Annotated in this window: 17 protein-coding genes; 10 read left to right on the top strand and 7 right to left on the bottom strand. The window is 57.7% G+C overall.

Features of this window, described 5'->3' with window-relative positions:
• Positions 1 to 41: 41 nt before the first annotated feature.
• The 7 genes from TREPR_RS09380 to TREPR_RS09350 all read right to left on the bottom strand — a co-directional run bounded on the left by TREPR_RS09380 (position 42) and on the right by TREPR_RS09350 (position 4,850).
• Positions 42 to 566 carry an NlpC/P60 family protein gene (locus TREPR_RS09380; protein ID WP_245534713.1) on the bottom strand — a complete coding sequence of 175 codons (525 nt, stop codon included), beginning with the start codon at positions 564 to 566 and terminating at the stop codon, positions 42 to 44.
• Positions 563 to 790 carry a hypothetical protein gene (locus TREPR_RS09375; RefSeq protein WP_015708067.1) on the bottom strand — a complete coding sequence of 76 codons (228 nt, stop codon included), beginning with the start codon at positions 788 to 790 and terminating at the stop codon, positions 563 to 565. Before TREPR_RS09375 ends, TREPR_RS09380 begins: the two co-directional genes overlap by 4 nt.
• A gap of 9 nt (positions 791 to 799) precedes the next feature.
• Positions 800 to 2,287: a hypothetical protein gene (locus tag TREPR_RS09370; protein ID WP_015708066.1), complete on the bottom strand. Its 1,488-nt coding sequence runs from the start codon at positions 2,285 to 2,287 to the stop codon at positions 800 to 802.
• A gap of 3 nt (positions 2,288 to 2,290) precedes the next feature.
• Positions 2,291 to 3,142: a hypothetical protein gene (locus TREPR_RS09365; RefSeq protein WP_015708065.1), complete on the bottom strand. Its 852-nt coding sequence runs from the start codon at positions 3,140 to 3,142 to the stop codon at positions 2,291 to 2,293.
• 6 nt (positions 3,143 to 3,148) lie between these two features.
• On the bottom strand, positions 3,149 to 3,595 hold the full coding sequence (locus TREPR_RS09360) for a hypothetical protein (protein WP_015708064.1): 447 nt from the start codon (positions 3,593 to 3,595) through the stop codon (positions 3,149 to 3,151).
• 31 nt (positions 3,596 to 3,626) lie between these two features.
• Positions 3,627 to 4,235, bottom strand: coding sequence for a head-tail connector protein (locus TREPR_RS09355; RefSeq protein ID WP_015708063.1), 609 nt, complete (start codon positions 4,233 to 4,235; stop codon positions 3,627 to 3,629).
• A gap of 99 nt (positions 4,236 to 4,334) precedes the next feature.
• Complete coding sequence (locus TREPR_RS09350; protein WP_015708062.1) at positions 4,335 to 4,850, bottom strand: REP-associated tyrosine transposase; 516 nt, start codon at positions 4,848 to 4,850, stop codon at positions 4,335 to 4,337.
• Between the two features lie 492 nt (positions 4,851 to 5,342).
• Between TREPR_RS09350 and TREPR_RS17870 the strand changes: the two genes are divergently transcribed.
• The 10 genes from TREPR_RS17870 to TREPR_RS09305 all read left to right on the top strand — a co-directional run bounded on the left by TREPR_RS17870 (position 5,343) and on the right by TREPR_RS09305 (position 18,793).
• Positions 5,343 to 6,722, top strand: coding sequence for an OmpA family protein (locus tag TREPR_RS17870; protein WP_148257277.1), 1,380 nt, complete (start codon positions 5,343 to 5,345; stop codon positions 6,720 to 6,722).
• 3 nt (positions 6,723 to 6,725) lie between these two features.
• Positions 6,726 to 8,447: a YDG domain-containing protein gene (locus tag TREPR_RS09340; protein WP_148257276.1), complete on the top strand. Its 1,722-nt coding sequence runs from the start codon at positions 6,726 to 6,728 to the stop codon at positions 8,445 to 8,447.
• Positions 8,448 to 8,456: 9 nt separating this feature from the next.
• Positions 8,457 to 11,030: a GLUG motif-containing protein gene (locus TREPR_RS17865; protein ID WP_015708060.1), complete on the top strand. Its 2,574-nt coding sequence runs from the start codon at positions 8,457 to 8,459 to the stop codon at positions 11,028 to 11,030.
• Between the two features lie 178 nt (positions 11,031 to 11,208).
• Positions 11,209 to 14,163 carry a GLUG motif-containing protein gene (locus tag TREPR_RS09330; RefSeq protein WP_015708059.1) on the top strand — a complete coding sequence of 985 codons (2,955 nt, stop codon included), beginning with the start codon at positions 11,209 to 11,211 and terminating at the stop codon, positions 14,161 to 14,163.
• An 89-nt stretch (positions 14,164 to 14,252) separates the two neighbouring features.
• Positions 14,253 to 15,110 (top strand): hypothetical protein, encoded by an 858-nt coding sequence (locus TREPR_RS09325; protein WP_041611111.1) that lies wholly within the window; start codon positions 14,253 to 14,255, stop codon positions 15,108 to 15,110.
• A gap of 254 nt (positions 15,111 to 15,364) precedes the next feature.
• Positions 15,365 to 16,096 (top strand): hypothetical protein, encoded by a 732-nt coding sequence (locus tag TREPR_RS09320; RefSeq protein WP_169313414.1) that lies wholly within the window; start codon positions 15,365 to 15,367, stop codon positions 16,094 to 16,096.
• Positions 16,097 to 16,527: 431 nt separating this feature from the next.
• A complete protein-coding gene (locus TREPR_RS18425) occupies positions 16,528 to 16,824 on the top strand; it encodes a hypothetical protein (protein WP_148257275.1) in 297 nt (98 codons plus the stop codon).
• Positions 16,825 to 16,881: 57 nt separating this feature from the next.
• Positions 16,882 to 17,097 (top strand): hypothetical protein, encoded by a 216-nt coding sequence (locus TREPR_RS09315; protein WP_015708055.1) that lies wholly within the window; start codon positions 16,882 to 16,884, stop codon positions 17,095 to 17,097.
• A gap of 81 nt (positions 17,098 to 17,178) precedes the next feature.
• Positions 17,179 to 17,505: a hypothetical protein gene (locus TREPR_RS09310; protein ID WP_015708054.1), complete on the top strand. Its 327-nt coding sequence runs from the start codon at positions 17,179 to 17,181 to the stop codon at positions 17,503 to 17,505.
• 310 nt (positions 17,506 to 17,815) lie between these two features.
• Positions 17,816 to 18,793 carry a hypothetical protein gene (locus tag TREPR_RS09305; protein ID WP_015708053.1) on the top strand — a complete coding sequence of 326 codons (978 nt, stop codon included), beginning with the start codon at positions 17,816 to 17,818 and terminating at the stop codon, positions 18,791 to 18,793.
• Position 18,794 lies beyond the last annotated feature (1 nt).

Genomic DNA, 18,794 nt, shown 5'->3' with positions numbered 1-18,794 from the left:
CCAGCTTGCCTTGTCGCTAATCTGTATCCCGTCAGAATCGCTCATAAAGCTATTTCCATATAGCGCCTGAGTTCCGGGTCTACATCGTAGCGCGATCCTTCATGGGACAAACGGACCAGTGCTGCCCGGTCCAGCCCCCGGATTGCGGTAGACGATCCCCGGTTCCAGAACCACGCAGAAAGGAAGTCCAAACTGCGGACCCGTGCGCCCCCTTCCTGTGAATTAAGCACCACGCCGTCCCCAACCAGCCCCGCAACATGGGAAGCCGCCCCAGTTTTCCCGTCAACAAAAAACGCCGCCTTGATACCGTCAGGTGAAGGGCGCTGTGCCGTAAACACCCGCTTATACAAATCATCCGCAGTAGTCCTGATGAAGTGCCCGGTTGCCGCAAACAAAGCCAGGCACACCGCCCCCGAACAGTCCGACAATTCAGGGTTTTCCTTCCCCCACCCATAAGGCGAATTAAACTGCAAAAGCAGAAAGTAGATAAACTTTTCCGCTTCCGTCATCTTTTCAAACTGACGCTGTTCGTTCTCAAAAACCTTGTCCCATTTAATACCCATCATTTACCTCCATGCCGAAAAAAATTAACAATAATACTTACCGCTAGCGCCGCCGCCGCAATAAGCACGCTCACCGTAGCCTTCAAGTCCCCCCGCCGTTCCCCCTCCTTTTTTTCCAGCTTTTCAACCCGCCCCATGACGTGTTTTTTGAATTCCCGCAGTTCCCCTTTCAGTTCCCGCATTTCTGCAATGGTATCAACTAAAAGCCGTTGTAATTCCTCTCCCATACAAACCTCCTATGTGGTGACAGTCACCTTAAACGCCGCTACAAAAGCGGCGTCACGTTTATACCGCAGAGAAAAGGCATTAACCGTGCCCTTGGCAGTTCCGTCCCTGGTCTCGATCTTCACCCGTGCCCCGACCCGCCCATGGAACAAAGCCCGGTGGGTTTTCACCGTAATTTCCCGCCGCTCCTGTAACCTCTCTGCCAATTCCTGCGCTGTCCAGTCCTCGTATTGAGGGCGCCCATTGAACACATCCTCCGAAAAATAGGAGCCCGTAACGTTCAGCGCACAAGTCCCATGCAGGGTCACCGCATTGCTATCCCGCAAAAACGCAGACCTATTAACATCAAGGACAATAGGCCGCCCAAAAATGGACGCCTTAAACAAATCCCCATCATTGTCAGAGCCCAGGGTAATAATCGCCTTGTCATGGTGGGTAGTAGTGTCATAAGCGGAGTATACAAACGGCCCGCCCTCATAGCTCAAGCGCTCTTGCGCTTCTTCTATGGTGTCTATCTGGTCGGCAAAAATAACCCGCCGTTCCGCCCCCTTACTATCCTTGACTGTGTAGAGCGCTTCATAATCGTACTGCTCAATATCCCGCAAAGCGGAACCCCGGAAGGGGTACACCGGGGCAAGGCTCGAATCATACAGAACAGGCGGATCCTCATAGCGCCAGATTTCCTGTTTTTCCAAAGCTACCGGAATATTGATTTTAAGCCGCACCGTATTCCGGTACTGGTCCGCACGCTCGGTAACCCGCAAGTAAAAAATATCGACCCCGGTGAAGGTGTAGGAAGGATTTTCATCGTCGGCAGATAGAGGCTCATCCTGGTAAGGCGAATGGGCAAAGACCAGGGGCTTTTCTACCGGGCATTCCAGGTGGCAGCGGTACGCCGTTGCCAGGGCCGAAAGCTCAGCCCAGGTATTCTTCGTCAGCTTCACGTAGGGCAGCGTGACAGGGATAGTGGCGCAGTCAATATCCTGCACCGCCAGTCCGGCCCGCTTCGCAATCCGGTGAACCAGGGATTTCTCCGGCTGCGTCTTATCGCAGATAACCGAGTAGGTAAAAACCGCAGGCTGTGTCCAGTCCCGGCTCTCATCAGTCCGCCGCAAAAACGCCGAACGGTCACGCAGCCCCAGCAGTACCCGCCGCACCCGCCCCGGCCCCCGGATGTCCTGAAACCCCTTGCCATCCACAAAAAACGTAAACCGCTGAAACCAGGGCAGCCCCTCTCCAATAGAAAAACTAACCCGCACTTCCCGCCCCGCCCCGTTCTCCGCTGAATACATCCCCTTAGGATTATCCAGCAAAACCTCCCCACGGGCGGAAGTCCCACCCGCAACTTCTTTCAGCCCATAGAATGACGCTTCAATAATGTCCCGCTCAAAAACCGCCTCAAAATGTCCGCCCCGTTCTATTTCAACCCGCACCTTTACTGCCGCTGTCCCCTTGTCAATCGCCTCTTTCAGAGAATCGTCAATGGCATAAAACCTCATTTTCTAATTCCCTTCTGAAAAAACTTCAGCCGTGAAATCCCCGGCACAGTAATACCGCAAGGGGCCGATAACCGCATCAGCGGCGTCTACCGCCGTTTCATCAGACATCATCACCAGCCGGGAAAGCCTAAGCCGGAACAGCCCAAGGTTCCCAGAACCTTGGTTCCCCTGTTCATACCTATCCCGGTACAGCCGCGCCGTAACTTCCAGCTTTTCTATCGCCTGAGGGATATCAGCCGATTCTTCCAATACCCGGTGAATCCAAACCTCCGTTTTCGTCCCCCCTATCTTTTTGGCCGCAATAGTCAGCCCGTAGATCTCCCGCAGCTCACGCCCATTCACCGTATAGCTCACGCCGTTTTCCTTGAACCGTTCCCCGGTGGCAAATTCCCTGCCCCCCTCAGACGGGTAGGGCGCTCCCCCATGCTCCCCGGCAATATCAAGGCGCAGTTTTACTGCCTCACCCTGATGGATACGCAGTTCAAACCCCGATACCCCGCAAGCCTCAAAGCGTTTGCCACGCTCCCCCCGTTCCTGGCACAGTTCAAAACGCTCGCCGTCTTCGTAAGGAACCAGCCGCAGTTCCCGCCGATACAGATTCCGGGTCTCGCTCACAAACACCGGAATGCCCGCTTCCCCCAGGGCTAGGCCCAAAAGCAGGGGAGCAGTCCCAATAGTCAGCGGCGTAACAATACACCCCGTAACCCCGCAGTTTTTCTGTATCCCCCGGCACACCCCGTCCCCTTCGATAGAAGCCTGTTCAATCAGCGCCGCCACCGCCTCCCGGATCGTTTCCTCCGCATAGGGGACAGGCACCGTTCCGATAGCGATAACGCAGTCCCTTCCGTTGACCATACTCCCTCACTTCTCAACAAAAACCCGCACCGTCAGAACCGCTTCCCACCCATCCACAAAAATCCCCGTTCTGGGTGGCGTATACTTTTTCTTAACCACCACCGCCCGGTCAGCCACGCCCCCCAGGGTAGGATCATCTTCCAGTGCCCCAGTCACCGCAGCAGCATAGGCATAACAATTCTGCTCGCCATCAAGTTCGGGAACAAAAAAAGTAATGGCCAGATCAAACACCTCAAGCCCAATAATCCGGTCCTTTTCCGTCCGCTCCCCGCCCAGCAGACTAATATCCGGGCATACACTCCCGCTCAATCGGCTCAAAGCCAGATACCCATCCACAGGGCCGGGAAATTCAATCCGGGGGATATTGTCTTGCTCCTCATCCAGCAACTCATTAACCGCCCCCGCCAGAACCCTCTTAACGCCCCGCAAGATAGTATCTTCTGTGTAATCCATCCCCCCTCCCTAAAAGGTGACAGTCACCTTTTTACAGCATCCGCCGCCTGTACGGTTCCAGCAGCGCCTTCACGTTCTCCGGCATTGAAGCCTCCAGGTATTCCCCGACCCCCGCCTTCCCCCGCACCGCCGCCCCAGCCATCCCAATGCGCTTTCCCCGGAAGCGGCTCATATTCCACGCCGCCAGCTCCAGGCACGCCGAAGCCAAGTCAGCGGGGACTTCACCCTGCCTATACCCCGCCAGATACAGCGCCCTTATCGCTACAACCCGCCGTTCCAGCCCGGCAGCCGGGTCCACTGAAAGGCAAAACGGGATATCCTCCGGCCCGCATTCCGGGACAGTACGGTATAGGCCCGGCAGGATCGGCTCTTCCCCTTGGCGGCCTATTTTGTATACCGCCAAAATCTTCCTGACCGGATAATCCCCCAGAGGGATAACCGGGTCGCCCGAATAGTGCAGAAATTCTGTCCGTTTCCTGCACAGCAGCCGCCTCCGGCAGTATTCCTCGATGGTGTAGGAAGCCGTTACCAGACAGTACCGGGCCAAGGCATCCTCCCGGTCATCAATGCCGAGCAAAGCCTTAAAGTCCCCCAGAGGGACCAGAGAAAAGAGCCGTTCTTGTTTTGGTGTAATACCCATAGTGCAGAAAGAATACGCCCGAAATTTCAGGCCGAAACATAGGGCCGCCGCCCTATCCGGCAAAAGTGGTGACAGTCACCGATCTCTAAAAGGTGACAGTCACCTTTCACCGAGTAGCAGCCGCTGAGGGGTATAGAGCTGTTCCGTAAACTCATCATAGTCCACAAGCCCTGTAAGTCGGCGCTGGATATGGTAGGCCCCCGACTCCTGCCAATCCCCCACAGCGGGGGCAAGTCCCGCTTTTACCGGGTTCCGGTCGATATAGCCCATAACCGTGATATAATCCTCCGGGGACCGAACCGCCCGCGCAAAAAACCGCTCGCCCCAGACATGGTTGGAAGTACCCCGGATATGGTTATACCACTTAGCCGAACCGGTCTTAATCCATTGCATGATCCGGGAAAGATCGCCATCCCCAGGCCGAATAAGCAAATGAACATGGTTCGGCATAATGCAAAAGTTAAACAGCCCAAACCCGTACCGTTCTTTCGCATTCCGCAGGGTCAGGAGCATAATCTTCTTCCCTAACCTATCCCCAAACAGCAGCCGCTTATTGTTCGTCCTGGACGTAACATGATAAACCGCCCCTTCCTCAAACACCCGTTTCTTCCGCATACAACCTCCAAATCGGTGACAGTCACCTTTTTGCTTTTTGATGACACCGTTTGATAGCTATATGGGGCAGCCCTGTTTTTTGCTTTATGGTGACAGTCACCTTTTTCCTTTTTGTCACCTTTTTTTTGGGCACCGGCGACACTAGGCAAAAGTGGTGACAGTCACCTTTTTGCCGTTTTTGCCTTTTATTACAAAAAAAGGTATATTTTTTATGGGATTTTATAAGAAATGGGTGTATACTCTTTATGGATTCTAGTAAAATGAGGTATTTTGTGCCGATAAATGGACATAATTATTTATATAGCAACGAATTAGTACCCCCCCCCCCCCCCGATAGGTTTACTAGGATATAATAGTCCGGTCTATCGCGGAATTTTTTGCCTCATCCTTCTTGCCCTTTCCTTCCCAGCTTTTTCCCAGGAACCATCCGGGGACCGCTCCCCTTTAAGCCTTTCTTTGGGACTTGAGGCTAACTGGTACTCCGTGGAGGGTATGGCGTTTGGTCCCGGTCTGGCGGGAGAATACCGCTTTTCGCCGGCCCTGGCTGCCGGGGTCTCCTTGGGCTTTTTTTATGACTTTACCGATTACTCCACTTTTGAGCCGGGGGCCTTCCTCCGGTGGTATCCCCTTGCCAAGACTGCCGGCCCTCTATCCGGGCTCTTTGCCCAGGGTATGGGTGGGGCGGCGTTTATGTGGGGCAGCGACGATATGAAAACTATGCTCATGGGCGGCCTGGAACTGGGGCTGCGCTTAAATCTGGGCAAGGGGGGCTGGTATGTGGAGCCACGGATACGAGGGGGTTACCCTTTTATCGCCGGGGCGGGTGTTGCGGCGGGATGGCGGCCTAAAAAGAATGAGGAATTAAAAGCGGCTCGACAAGAGGCTAAGGCAAAACGACAAGCTGAGATAGTGCAACGCCAAGAAGCGGCGCAAGAAGCGGCGCAACAAGAGGCTGAGGCAAAGCGACAAGCTGAAGCGCAACGCCAAGAAGCAGCACGCCAAGAAACAGCGCGACAAGAAGCGGCCCGCCAGGAAGCCGCTCGGCAGGAAGCTGAGACAAAACGACAAACGGAAGCGCAACGACAAGAAACAGCCCGGCAGGAAGCTGAGACAAAACGACAGGCTGAGATAGTACAGCAAACGGAAGCGCAACGCCAAGAAGCAGCGCGGCAAGAAGCTCAACGGCAGGAAACGGCTCGACAGGAAGCGGCGCGGCAAGAAGCGCAACGGCAAGAAACGACACGGCAGGAAGCGGCTCGACAAGAAGCTGCACGGCAGATAGCGGCCCGGCAGGAAGCGGCGCGACAAGAGGCTGAACGACAGCAAGCGGAAGCAGAGCGACAAGTGGAAACACAGCGACAAGCGGAAGCACAGCGACAAGCGGAAGCACAGCGACAAGCGGAAGCACAGCGACAAGCGGAAGCACAACGGCAAGAAGCGGCGCGGCGGGAAGCGGCCCGGCATGTGGCGGGTGTTCCGTCTGAGGATATTGCGGAATCGGTGGCGCTGGCGGATGGGAGACGGGGGTTTGCGCTGCGTATCACCGTACCCTTTGTGGCGGATCTGAGCAGCTTGGGGCCGGGGGCTGCCGGGCGGCTGCGGGAGATTGGGGAGACCCTTAAGGGGTTCCCGGACAGCCGGGTCGTTATCCAGGGGCATACCGCCTTGGCGGGGACTCCGGGGGCCAGGGCGCAGCTTTCACGGGAACGGGCAGAGGCGGCGGCGGATTTCCTTATCGCCGGGGAATATGTACGCCGGGACCAGATTGAACTACAGGCTCTGGGGGCGGAACAGCCTTTGGATTCGAATATGACGTATGCCGGACGGGAGAAAAACCGCCGGGTAACCATAATTATCTTGCAGGGGGAGTGAGTTATGAAAACGAAACAAATCGCACAATGGCGCCCAAAATGGCGCCAGGCGCCTTTTCTGGCGTTGGTACTGCTCGGCGTGGCAGGGTGCGGGAATCCTATACTGCGAGATATCTGGAGTACTGAACCGAAACCGGGGGCCCAGGGGCCTCTGGTAGATCCGGTGACGGATACTACGGCCCCCGGTTTGCCCAGTGGCCGGGCGATAGACCAGGCCAGCGCGGCGGGAACTACTGCAACCATCAAATTCAGCGCCGATGAGGGGGGGACTTTCTACTACATAGTACTCCCCGAAGCTGATAGCGCACCTTCCCCACAGACGATACAAGCTGACGGGGCGAGCGGCACGGCGGTGGTGGGGATAAACGCTATTCTTTTGGAAGGGCTTGCGGCGGGGGCTGGTTACACGGTTTATATCGTGGTGGCGGACGCGGCGGGGAACCTTTCGGCAATTCTGGATATCCCGGTTAGCCCCCGGCATACGGGGGCTAATCCCGCAAAGGACCGCTCTGAACAGAACGAGGCGGCCTTGATAGCGGCTGGGGAAATCACCCTTACGGCGCCCAGGGCCGGCGGCGGGAGCGCCCAGGTCGGCATTACCCTTGGCGAGGACGGGCGGATCACTATTGTCATTGACGGGGTTCCACGGGAGTACCCCTATACCATTACCGGGGATACTATCATCGTGGCCGGCGGCGGAAGCGGCGGCGGGGATGCGGAACTGGGGTTTGCCATCGGCGATGATGGGACCCTTACCCTGGTGGGCCTGGACAAGCTCGCTGACGGGGGCTTGGCTCCAGGCGCGGTGGTTTCGGACCCGAACCCGCTACTGATACCGCCCCCGGCCTCCATCCTTGGGGTGGCGGCCCCCAGTTTTGACGGGGCGGTCTATGGCGGGGAGCGGCCTGGGGCGAAGACTATTACTATTACCAATAGCGGGACTGCGGATGCGGCTATCAGCTCGGTTGCCCTGAGCGGCGACGGGAAGGACGCCTTTGTGCTGGGCGGTTCCGGGGATGCGGTGAGCGCCGGGGGCAGTATTGCTACGCGGACCGTGCAGCCTGCGGCGGGCCTTGCGGCGGGGACCTATGCCGCGACCATTACCGTGAGCTATGACGGCGGGGCTGCGGCCACCGCAGCCCTGACGGTAACCGTTGTCCCGCGCCCCCTGACCGCCACGGCAACGGCCACGGACCGGGTTTATAACGACACGAAAACGGTGACTGTCACCATTACGCCAACAAACAAGGTGGGCAGTGATGATGTCACCATCACGGCGACCGGGACCATGGCGGATACCGCCCCCGGTAATGACAAGGACGTTGCCATCAGCAATATCGCCCTGACCGGGGCGGCGGCGGGCAACTACACCGCGCCGGGGAGCATTGCAAACACCACGGTAACTATATACCCCGCCGGGAAACCGGGAATCACCGCGTGGGTGGCGAACCATGCCATCGTTACCGACCTGCCGGGCAATACGGCGGCCCTTTCGCGGGCCGGGGCGGGCGGCACGGCGAAGACCCTCCCCGTTACAGTGACAGGCGGCGGCTCTGGCGACAGCTACCAGTGGAGCATAGGCGGCGTGGTGCAGGAGGGGGAGACCGGGGCGTCCTATACCTTTGACAGCGCCGGCCGGGACACCGGGATATACCGGCTGACGCTCCGGGTGGTGCAGGGCGGCGTGCCCTATACCACGACGATTAGCATTACGGTTGAGGAATAGGGGGAAGGTATGAGCAAGATAGTGAAAGGTTTTATGCCGGTTTTCCCGGCCTTTGGGGCGCTTCTGGCCGCCTTGGCCCTCTCGTGCGCCAACCCGGCGTCGCCGCCGCCGCAGGCCCCGGGGGGGACGGCGCAGGTGCGCTTTGCCCCGGGCTTTGGCAGCAGCGCCCAGGCCTCGCCGGCGCTCCGCTCTTCCCCGGCCCTGCAGGCCGGGCCCGGGCGGACCGTCTTTCCCTCAGCGCCGGCACCGGCGGGGCTTTTCCCGGCGTATACCTTTACCAAGGGCGGCGAAAGCAAGACCCCCGCAGCAGACGGGGACGGCGTGTATACCCTGGAAACCGGGGACTGGGCGGTGACCGCAAAGGCCTACCTCGACGCGGATCATGAACAGCTGGTGGGAGAGAGCATCGCCACACCCTTTACGGTTAGCGCTGAAGCCGGGGTTCAGAACATACCCATCCTCCTCCGCCCCATAGCGGACAGCGGGCAAGGCGCCATCGACTATGCCATCAGCTACCCGGCAACGGCGACCCTTGTTGCACTCACCCTGGCAAAGGCGGGGGGCGGGACTGCGCCTGATTTGAGCCCCTATACCGATGACGGCGCCGGCCAGCGGACCCATGGGGCGCCCAACCTGCCGGCGCCTGCGGGGTACTACGACCTGACCGTGCGGCTTGTGGACAGCCTGGGGCGCACTGCGGGGAAAAATGACGTGGTCCATGTGTATCAGAATATGAAAACCACCATCCCGGCAGCGGACTGGACCTTTACCGACGCCGACTTTACGGCGCTGCTGGTGGAAACCGCCGCAGTCACCAACCTTGTGGCCCCCGTCACGGGGAAGGCTCCGGCGATACTCAGCAGCCTGAGCGTCGCTGGCGGCGCCCACTACACGGTGACGGGCCTCACCTGGAAGCTGCGCTCCGGGAGCAGCCCCACCTATACCTGGACCGACTTCTCCGGCAACTTCGTCCTGGCCACCTACCGGGCGGCCATCACCCTGAAGGCCGATAGCGGCTACAAGTTCTCCGCCACCCCCACGGTGAACACCACCTCCGGCGGGACCGTGGGCGACGTGACCCTGAGCGGCGACACCGCCGAAAACACCCTCACCTTCACCGTCAGCTTCCCGGCAACCTCAGGCGACATAGCGAAGGTTGAGCCCGAATGGGACATCCCGAAACCCCAGACCCTGGCCATCAACAAAAGCCGCGACACCGACTGGATAAGCGCCGCCGGGACCCTCACCCTCACCCTGACCGGGAGCGGCTACAGCGACATCCAGTGGACGGTGAACGGGAGTCCCGTGGCCGCAGACGACCCCGCCTACATCTTCAAGGGCGCAGGCCGGAGCCTGGGGACCTATACCGTAGGTGTGCAGGCCAAAACAACAGACGGCCGTTGGTACGAGAATTGGGTCACGATCACGGTCTTTGTCATCGAGGCAAAGCTGGTTCTTGAGGGCGACTACCTGGGAGGCATCACCGCTGTTGTGGAGGACGGCCTCCTCAAAAGCATCACCCCCACGGGGAAAGACCCCATCCTCATTGGCCGCAAGGCGGATGAGCCGGTTACCCTGAATCTGGGCGCGGACGGCAAACTCCAGTTCCGGACTGCCGTGAGTGGCAGTATCCCCATCGGCAGCTATGGGGAGTTCCAGTTGATTAGGACTGCGTCCGGCGGTCTGTCTGGCAAGTACAAGCAGGAAGCGGACCTGGACCTGATGGGCATTCCTCCAGCCAGCAAGGGCAGCGCATGGTCCGGCCAGCAATGGACGGCGATAGGCGCCAGCAGCAGCGCCGCCCAATTTAAGGGGACCTTCGACGGCGGCGGCAAGGCTATCAGCAACCTGTTTATAAGCAACACCTCTGCTGATGACCAGGGGCTGTTCGGGTATGTGGGCCAAAACGGCACGGTGCAGAATGTGCATATAGCGAGCGGTTCCGTTACCGGCAGGAACAGGGTCGGCGGCGTGGCGGGGGAAAACCGTGGCGCCATCATCGACTGCTCCAACAGCGGCGACGTTACCGGCACCAACAGCAATAACGGTGTCGGCGGCGTGGTGGGAACTGGCTTAGAATTCAGCACCATCACCGCCTGCTCCAACACCGGCAACGTTACCGGCACCGGCACCTATTACAGCATCAGTGTCGGCGGCGTGGTGGGGTATTTGGACCAAGGTGTCACGGTCACCGCCTGCTACAACACCGGCGACGTTATCTGCACCACCCCCAGCCCCAATGTCGGCGGCGTGGTGGGGCGGAACTGGAACACCAACGTCACCGCCTGCTACAACATCGGCGCCGTCGTTGCAAGCGGCAGCAATGTCGGCGCCGTGGTGGGGAATAAAAACAGCGGCAGCACCACCGCCTGCTACTGGATAGAAAGAACCGATGTTACCGGAAGTACTAGCAGCGACGGCGGCGGCACGAAGTTCGGCGAGGGCGACGCATGGCCCAGCAACGACGCCAGTGCCCAATGGGCCATCGGCAACCACGACGGCACCAGCGGCAACTACTGGAAGAGCCTGGGTGGCTGGAACAGCGGCAGGCCGGTGTATCCCAAGCTCTGGTGGGAGAAGTAATAAAAAGGCTACGGGCAAGTTCCTTCGGAACTTGCTGGGAGTTTGCGTCATGCGCGGGGAACTGCGTTGCAAGTAGCGCAAACTCCAGGGCCGGGGGGCAGGAAAAAGCGCCTGCCGCCTTTTTGGGGTTGATGAACAAAGCAGGATGTACGGGGATACGTACATGAGGAGTATAGGTATGATAAATAGTAAAAAGAAAGCTGGAAAAGGCGCTGGCAAGTTCCTTCGGAACAGGGACGAAAAAGGCGCCCCGACCTTGGTCGGCAGGCTCCTTTTTCGTCTTGGAGTTTCGGCTATGCCGAAACTCCAGCTCTGGGCGCTGGGCTTCGTGCTGGCCCTGGCCGGGTGTGCGGTCCCGGTGTCTGCCCCGGTGGGGGGCCCGCAAGGGGCCCCTGCGGGCGGCGGCCTGGGCACGGTGCGGGTGGAAGTCTCCGGCCTTGGGCCTGGGCCTGGAGTTTCGGCGGCGCCGAAACTCCAAGCGGACCCGCAGGGTCCGCAGCGGACTGTGTACCCGACGCCGCCTGATACGGGGGATCTTACCTATACCTATACTTGGACGGATATAACGGGGAGCGGGTCCACGGTGGTGAAAGTGGACCAGGACAGCTTCGGGAACTTCATCCTGGCGGTGGGGTCCTACACCCTGGACGTGAAGGCGTATGTTGGCGATGAGGACGACGCTAAGCTGGTGGGGACCGGGGTCGGGAAGATCGACGACGACACCACCGCCATCGAGGTGGGCGATGGCGACGACCTCACCGTCACAGTGGCGCTGAAACCGGTGGACGGGACCGGGGCTGAGACCGGGACCGGAACGCTGGACTATACCATCAGCTACCCGGCGACGACCACGGACCTCACCCTGACCCTGCGGAATCTGGGGGGCGAGACTGCGCCTGCTTTGAGCGTCGGTACCGACACCGACGGCACGGTGACCTATGCGGGAACCGGCGTGACGGTGCCTGCGGGGTACTACGACCTAACGGTGCGGCTGGCGGACGCCACGGGGCGGACTGCGGGGAAAAATGACGTGGTCCATGTGTATTCGAATATGAAAACCACCATCCCGCCGGCGGACTGGACCTTTACCGACGACGACTTTGCGGCGCTGCTGGTGGAAGCCGCCGCAGTCACCGGCCTGGTGGCCCCCGCCACCGGGGAGGCCACGGGGGAGGCCCGTCTCCCCGTCGGAGCGCACTACGGCTTCGCGGCCACAGCGGGCTTTACCTGGCAGGTGCAAACCGGCCCCGGTATCTGGGCCGACTTCTCCGACGCCGCGTTCAAGCCCAGGGCCACCTACCGGGCGGTCATCACCCTGACGGCCGAAAGCGGCTACAAGTTCTCAGGCGACATCACCCCCACGGTGAACGAGGGGTCCTTCCCCGTCGACTGGGCCGTGAGCGCAGGGACCATTGGCGGCGGCAACACCGCCATGAACACCCTGCGCTTCACCGTCATCTTCCCGGCAACCTCAGGCGGCATGGCGAAGCCTGATCCCAAATGGGACATCCCGGAGCCCCACACCTTCGCCATCACTAGCGATTCGACGACCACCCCACTGATAGTGAAGCCGAGCAAGAACCTCACCCTCACCCTGACCGGGAGCGGCTATGGCGACAACATCCAGTGGACGGTGAACGGGAGCCCCGTGGAGGCAGACGCCTCCACCGGCAGGGCCGTCTATACCTTCAAGAGCACCGGCCGGAGCCTGGGGATCTACACCGTGGGCGTGCGGGCCAAGAAGAACGATCACTGGTACGAGAACCGGGTCAAGGTATCGGTCACCAATGCGAACCTGGCTTTTCTGGGCGACTATACAGGAGGCATCACCGCTGTTGTGGAGGGCGACCTCCTCAAAAGCATCACCACCGATGCCGGCATAATCCTCATCGGCCGCAAGGCGACAGATACCGTTACCCTGAAGCTGAACTCAAGCGGCAATCTCCAGTTCCGGGATGGCGTGGACAGCAGCATCCCCATCCCCATCGGCAGCTATGCGGAGTTCCAGTTGATTAGGACCCGGGTTGGCATTGGCAACAACTACAAGCAGGAAGTGGACCTGGACCTGATGGGCCAGGAATGGACGCCGGTGGGCGATAACGGCAATAGATTTGAAGGGACCTTCGACGGTGACAGCAAGACTATCAGCAACCTGGATATAAACAAATCCGATTCAGATTACCAGGGACTGTTTGGCTTCGTCTACAGCGGTACGGTGAAGAATGTGCGTATAGCGAGTGGTTCCGTTACTGGCAGAGAGAATGTTGGCGGCGTGGCGGGGTATAATCAAGGCACCATCACCGCATGTACTAACACCGGCTCTGTTTCCGGCAGCAACTATGTCGGCGGCGTGGTGGGGCACAACTACTCCTCCAGCAGCGTCACCGCCTGCTCCAACACCGGCCCCGTTTCCGGCACTGGCGAAAATGTCGGCGGCGTGGTGGGGTACATCGAAGGCGGCAGCGTCACCGCTTGCTCCAACATCGGCCCCGTTACTGGCAGAGATAATGTCGGCGGCGTGGCGGGGGTAAACACATACAGATCCGTGATGGGGACCAAAGTAGCCGGCAGCGTCACCGCCTGCTACAGCACCGGCTCCGTTACCGGCACTGGCGAAAATGCCGGCGGCGTGGTGGGGCGGAACAGAGAGCCCCTCACCGCCTGCTACAGCACCGGCAGCGTTTCCGGCAACAAGAATGTCGGCGGCGTGGCGGGGTACAACGCCAGCGGCACCATCACCGCCTGCTACAGCACCGGCGTCGTTAAGGGCACCACCGACTATGTCGGCGGCGTGGTGGGGTACAACGACGTCGGCACCATCACCGCCTGCTACAGCACCGGCAGCGTTTCCGGCAACACGTATGTCGGCGGCGTGGCGGGGTACAACTACGGCAGAGCCTTCATCATCGCCTGCTACTGGGCGACCTATACCGGCGACGGCGTTGGCGGCAGCGGCGGCCCCTACGACACCTCCGGCACTGAGACCGGCGGCACCACGAAGTTCGGTACCGGATGGCCCACCATCGGCACCAACACCGAATGGGGCACTGGCGACGGCAGCGGCAGCGGCAAATACTGGAAGAACCTGGGCAACAGCGGCACCCTGCTGTATCCCAAGCTCTATTGGGAGTAATAAAAAGGCTATGGGCAAGTTCCTGCGGAACTTGCTTGGAGTTTGGCGGAGCCAAGCTCCAGGGCTGAGAGTATATAAGGAGTATAGGTATGATGAATGGTAAACGAAAAGCGATTGGTGTCAGATACCTTTTCTGCGGGATAGGCTTCGCCCTGGTCGGCAAGTTCCTTCGGAACTTGCTGGGAGTTTCGGCTGTGCCGAAACTCCAGCTCTGGGCGTTGGGCTTCGTGCTGGCGCTGGCGGGGTGTGCGGCGCCGGTGGGCGGCCCGGAGGGCGGTAGGCTGGGCACGGTGCGGGTGGAGGTTTCCGGGTTTGAAGTTTCGGGTCCGCAGCGGACTGCGTACCCAACGCCGCCGCTTCCATCGGGGCTTACCTATACTTATACTTGGATGGCTATAGAGGGTAGTCCCACGCCGGTGAAAGCGGACCGGGACAGCTCCGGGAACTTCATCCTGGCGGCGGGGTCCTACACCCTGGACGTGAAGGCATATGTTGGCTACGAGGACGACGCTAACCTGGTGGGGACCGGGGTCGGGAATGTCAGCGGCAGCACCACCATCACCGTGACCAATGACACCACCGTCACCGTCACGGTGACGCTGAAACCCGTGGACGGGAGGATTGAGACCAGTGACGGGACGCTGAAGTATACCATCAAATACCCGGCGGGGACCACGGTCCTCAGCCTGACCCTGCAAAACTTTGAGGGCGGGGACGAGGTCAACCTGACCCCTTCCGCCATCCCCTCCAGTACCCTGACCGGGACCAAGACAGGACTGGCTGCCGGGGAATACCTGCTCCGGGCGGAGCTGAAGAACAGCGCGAATGGGACGGCGGGGATGAGCGAGACGGTCCACATCTACGGGAACATGACCACCACCGTGCCCCCCACCAGCCCCGCCCCCTCTGCGGCGAGCTTTGTGTTTACGGCGGGGGACTTTATATAACCGGTCATCATCGGGGGCAGGAAATGGTGACAGTCACCTTTTGGGGGGGATACCATACTCATAAAAAGAGTCAAAATCCCCCCAGCCTCCCAGCCGGATACAGGGAATTGAATAGCAGGAAAAAGCGTTAGACGGCCTAACTCCTTGACTGGTTTTGTAGATATAATGTAAAATTTTGTTTAATCATGTTTGAAAAATATTACAACAAACTTCGCTTTTCTCAAAAAACGACAGACAAGAGCCTTATTGCCTGTATGAAAGTAATAGAAAGTAATCGTAATCATGTTTTATCAAATATGCACGATAGAAAAGTTTTTTGTCATAAGGGCTGCAATCTTTGTTGTCATTCTCTTAGTTTAACTGTTGATACATTAAGCAGCTATATTCTCTCAAAAGTTTTTGAGGCCATACCATATAATGAACTTTTTCCATTTTACAAAAAGTGTATTGATAAAAGAATAAAAGCAAGAGCCTATATTGATTCTCTGCCTGTAGATACTAATCGCAACGATACTCTTGAAGAATATGCCACATTTGGATTTACCGTATTTACTTGTCCTTTTGTTGATGAACAGAATGGTTGCCTTATATATACATTTAGCCCACAGATATGTTTCTCATATTTCTCATCTGTTCAATGCAAAATATCTTATAATCCAGTCATAGACGAAAACCAAAAATTATTGTATGAACAATTAGGATCTAAGGCTGAAACTATAGATTTTAGTGGTCTTGATAATGATAGCAAGGAATTTCATTTTGACGATACTACTTTTAAGACGTATGATAAATTTGATAATTTAAGCAAAACCATTAAACAGGACCCAAATTTAGAATATTTTCTATCCCATTCTATGAAGCTGGAAATTCTAACAATTATATCAATGGCATTGGAAAAAACACATCCTGGAAAATATAAAAGTGATATGCAGGGAATAGAAGTCGATTTATTGGCAATAATTGACGGAGAAATGAAATCTTTATAATTAAACAGGTTCCAGCGCTGATAATGCCAGGCGTCATGCAGGGGGGGGGCTCCCTGCACCACAAGGCTTCCAGGCCCATCTTTCCCGTCAGTGTTCAGCGTATTGACATATTCTGTCCATTAGTAGTAAAGGGCAAGTAAACGTTTCGGTATCAGAAAATCACCGCCCCTTGGCAGGTGCGCTTGTTTTGTATTCTTTTAAGAAGTCACGCCGGGGGATTCCTCCGTATATTTTACTTTATCTCTGAGGCCCGGCTAGTCATTATGTTCGCAGTATTACTGTTAGTAATAATAGTATCATTAAAAAATTTATGTTGACACTTTTACTGTTTCATGATACCATATTCTATATGACACTACACAGCAGGGCTTAACCAGCCCTGCCGGCCTGGTCGTTGTTGCCAGGCCTCTATTATGCTAAAGGGGTAGTCTATGCCAGATTACCGTCACCTACTATACGCCGGGGACAGCGCCCCCGCCATCCATACGCCTAAACAGTATTATTGCGCCTCTGTTTTGGTGTTTCCATGCCATCATAGCCGGGTCCATTGCTGCCCCTTTGTCTCTCCGGTCAGGGCTCAGGCCTTGCCGCCCCCCTCCCTGTCCAGTTATGGAAACTACTACACGTTAAAACGGTATTTCCACCGCAGAACCACAGCCCAGCAGTGGGCTTCCCAGGTAGTTGCCACCCACGCCATAGGCCCAGGGGGGCAGCTCTCTATGTTCTAGGTTTCCATTCCCCCGGCCTTGGCTGCCGGAGTTATTACCTTTTTTTAGGAGGCTATTATGCTGCAGTTAGAAGATGATCCCTTTTTTGATGGATTCGAACAGGGACGCATAGAAGGCTATGAAGATGGCGTAATCAGTGTATACGACGAGTTTGAGCTTAAATTCCAGGAAATTGCCCGGCAGTTTCACCGTTGCGGCCTGGATATAGATCAGATCATGTCTATCACCGGTCTGGAAGAAGAGGAAGTAGAAGAAGCTTTAGAAGCCGTTTGAACCATTGCCACAGCAGGGCGCCTTCCGGCCCTGCCTGCCCGGCCCTAGCTGCCGGGCTTACATCATTTTAAGGGGTTGTCTATGTTGGACGATAACCAGAATTTAACACAAGCCGGGGTTAACGCCCGGCGCTCGGTTCCCGCCGCCACCAAGGCACAGGGAAAAACCTTCACCGCTTATAAACCCTATACGCCGCAGTTTTCAGCCGCAGCCACTGTCACGGTCAGGCGCCTAGCCTGGGCTTTAGGCTGCAGTATGCCCGCTGCAGTATCTCGCCTGGTAGAGCTATTGCCGTCCCTCTACGCAGCGGAAACAGTCTGCTCCCATTGCCAGGACAAGGAAAAATGCAGCCTGTGTTCCTTCAAAACAGCCGCGCCTACACCGCCCAAGGATTTAATCTACTTATAGACTAAGCCCCCCCCCATCAGCACAGTAGAAACGAAAAGCCCCCGGATTACCGCCGGAGGCTTTTTTAGCTTTTTTACACGCTGTTAGTATTACTGTTTTATTGATTTTGTTTGCAGTTGTGTTAGCAATATCCTGGGAAAACCCAGGAAAGCAGGGAGAAATGAGGAATCCGGAGGAAAGGAAATAGTTGACTAATTCCTTATCCTGTAGTAAAATAATCTAAAGTAGGAACTTATGGGAAAGGACAGGAAAGGCGCGAAAAAGGTGACAGTCACCTTTTTCGGAGGATTGAAGTATTAGTAGAAAAAACATGCGGAACTTCCCGCAGAAGAAACCCGGGTCCGGGAAAAGCCTCTTGAGCAGGGGCCTTTCCCGGCGCTTCCGGCTTGGCGCGGCTCTTGCCTTCCTGGCCCTGGCAGGGATACTATTCTTTGCCCTGACCCGCCCAACCATGACCTGGTATGTGGAGGAAGAACTGGAAAGCCCCTGGCGCCAGGTTCTGGCCGCCGGGACTCCCCCCCGGGGCTTTAAGGGCATACAAAGCTTAAAACCCGGCGAAGCTCCCCCGGCAAAGGCCAAGGGCTTTCTCATCACCCGGAAACGGGCGGAGCTTGCCGAACCGGTGATGGTCTATCCCCGGCTTTCCTTTGACCTGGAATACCAGGGCGCCCTGGTCCTGGCCCTTGACCCCTGGATGGTGTTCCGTAACAATAACTTTCCCGGCCTTACCCGGCAGCGCGTAGAGTCAGCAGGGGAGGGTACGCTCCTCATCCCCGGCTCCGACCCCGCTGCGGTACAGGCCTGGACCGCCCGCTTCCTGGAACGCCCCGAGGGGGAATTCCCCCGGGATGGGGATATCTGGCAAAGCACCGGGGAAGCGCTTTTTCGCAGAGCCCCCTTTCCCCGGGGTGCCGCAACCTTTAACTGGCCGGATATCTGGCAGGTTCTCCTGGGCAAAGAAACCAGTTGGGTCTATGCGCCCCTGAGCAGGGTGCGGGATCTGCCCGCCAACCGTTCCAGTATCCTGGAAGCCTCGGTCTTCCCCGGCCCCGGTGACAACCGTTTCGGCCTCCAAGCCGAAATACTCTGGGCCATCCCCCTGGGAAAGCCCGGCAAACTGGAAAAAGCCGCCACCTGGCTGAAAAGCGGCCCAGCCCAAACCCTCATCGCCGATACCCTCCGCTGGCTCGCAGCCTCCCCGGACGCCAAGCCCTTCAACCCGGTCGTCATGTCCGCCCGTAACGCCTGGCTGACCTGCTCCTATGTCTGGGAATGCGGGGAGTGGTAAA

This window comes from Treponema primitia ZAS-2, from assembly GCF_000214375.1.
GTDB lineage: Bacteria > Spirochaetota > Spirochaetia > Treponematales > Breznakiellaceae > Termitinema > Termitinema primitia.
The sequence above is the reverse complement of the archived record's forward strand: the minus strand, read 5'-3'. Positions and strand labels throughout refer to the sequence as shown.

Bases quoted from the DNA above. Each gene is read 5' to 3' on its own strand.
- TREPR_RS09320 (WP_169313414.1), top strand. From the start codon at position 15,365: ATGAAAGTAATAGAAAGTAATCGTAATCATGTTTTATCAAATATGCAC.
- TREPR_RS09370 (WP_015708066.1), bottom strand. From the start codon at position 2,287: ATGAGGTTTTATGCCATTGACGATTCTCTGAAAGAGGCGATTGACAAG.
- TREPR_RS09365 (WP_015708065.1), bottom strand. From the start codon at position 3,142: ATGGTCAACGGAAGGGACTGCGTTATCGCTATCGGAACGGTGCCTGTC.
- TREPR_RS18425 (WP_148257275.1), top strand. From the start codon at position 16,528: ATGCCAGATTACCGTCACCTACTATACGCCGGGGACAGCGCCCCCGCC.
- TREPR_RS09350 (WP_015708062.1), bottom strand. From the start codon at position 4,850: ATGCGGAAGAAACGGGTGTTTGAGGAAGGGGCGGTTTATCATGTTACG.
- TREPR_RS09375 (WP_015708067.1), bottom strand. From the start codon at position 790: ATGGGAGAGGAATTACAACGGCTTTTAGTTGATACCATTGCAGAAATG.
- TREPR_RS17870 (WP_148257277.1), top strand. From the start codon at position 5,343: ATGGCGTTTGGTCCCGGTCTGGCGGGAGAATACCGCTTTTCGCCGGCC.
- TREPR_RS09330 (WP_015708059.1), top strand. From the start codon at position 11,209: ATGATAAATAGTAAAAAGAAAGCTGGAAAAGGCGCTGGCAAGTTCCTT.
- TREPR_RS09310 (WP_015708054.1), top strand. From the start codon at position 17,179: ATGTTGGACGATAACCAGAATTTAACACAAGCCGGGGTTAACGCCCGG.
- TREPR_RS09315 (WP_015708055.1), top strand. From the start codon at position 16,882: ATGCTGCAGTTAGAAGATGATCCCTTTTTTGATGGATTCGAACAGGGA.
- TREPR_RS09380 (WP_245534713.1), bottom strand. From the start codon at position 566: ATGATGGGTATTAAATGGGACAAGGTTTTTGAGAACGAACAGCGTCAG.
- TREPR_RS09325 (WP_041611111.1), top strand. From the start codon at position 14,253: ATGATGAATGGTAAACGAAAAGCGATTGGTGTCAGATACCTTTTCTGC.
- TREPR_RS09340 (WP_148257276.1), top strand. From the start codon at position 6,726: ATGAAAACGAAACAAATCGCACAATGGCGCCCAAAATGGCGCCAGGCG.
- TREPR_RS09305 (WP_015708053.1), top strand. From the start codon at position 17,816: ATGCGGAACTTCCCGCAGAAGAAACCCGGGTCCGGGAAAAGCCTCTTG.
- TREPR_RS09355 (WP_015708063.1), bottom strand. From the start codon at position 4,235: ATGGGTATTACACCAAAACAAGAACGGCTCTTTTCTCTGGTCCCTCTG.
- TREPR_RS09360 (WP_015708064.1), bottom strand. From the start codon at position 3,595: ATGGATTACACAGAAGATACTATCTTGCGGGGCGTTAAGAGGGTTCTG.
- TREPR_RS17865 (WP_015708060.1), top strand. From the start codon at position 8,457: ATGAGCAAGATAGTGAAAGGTTTTATGCCGGTTTTCCCGGCCTTTGGG.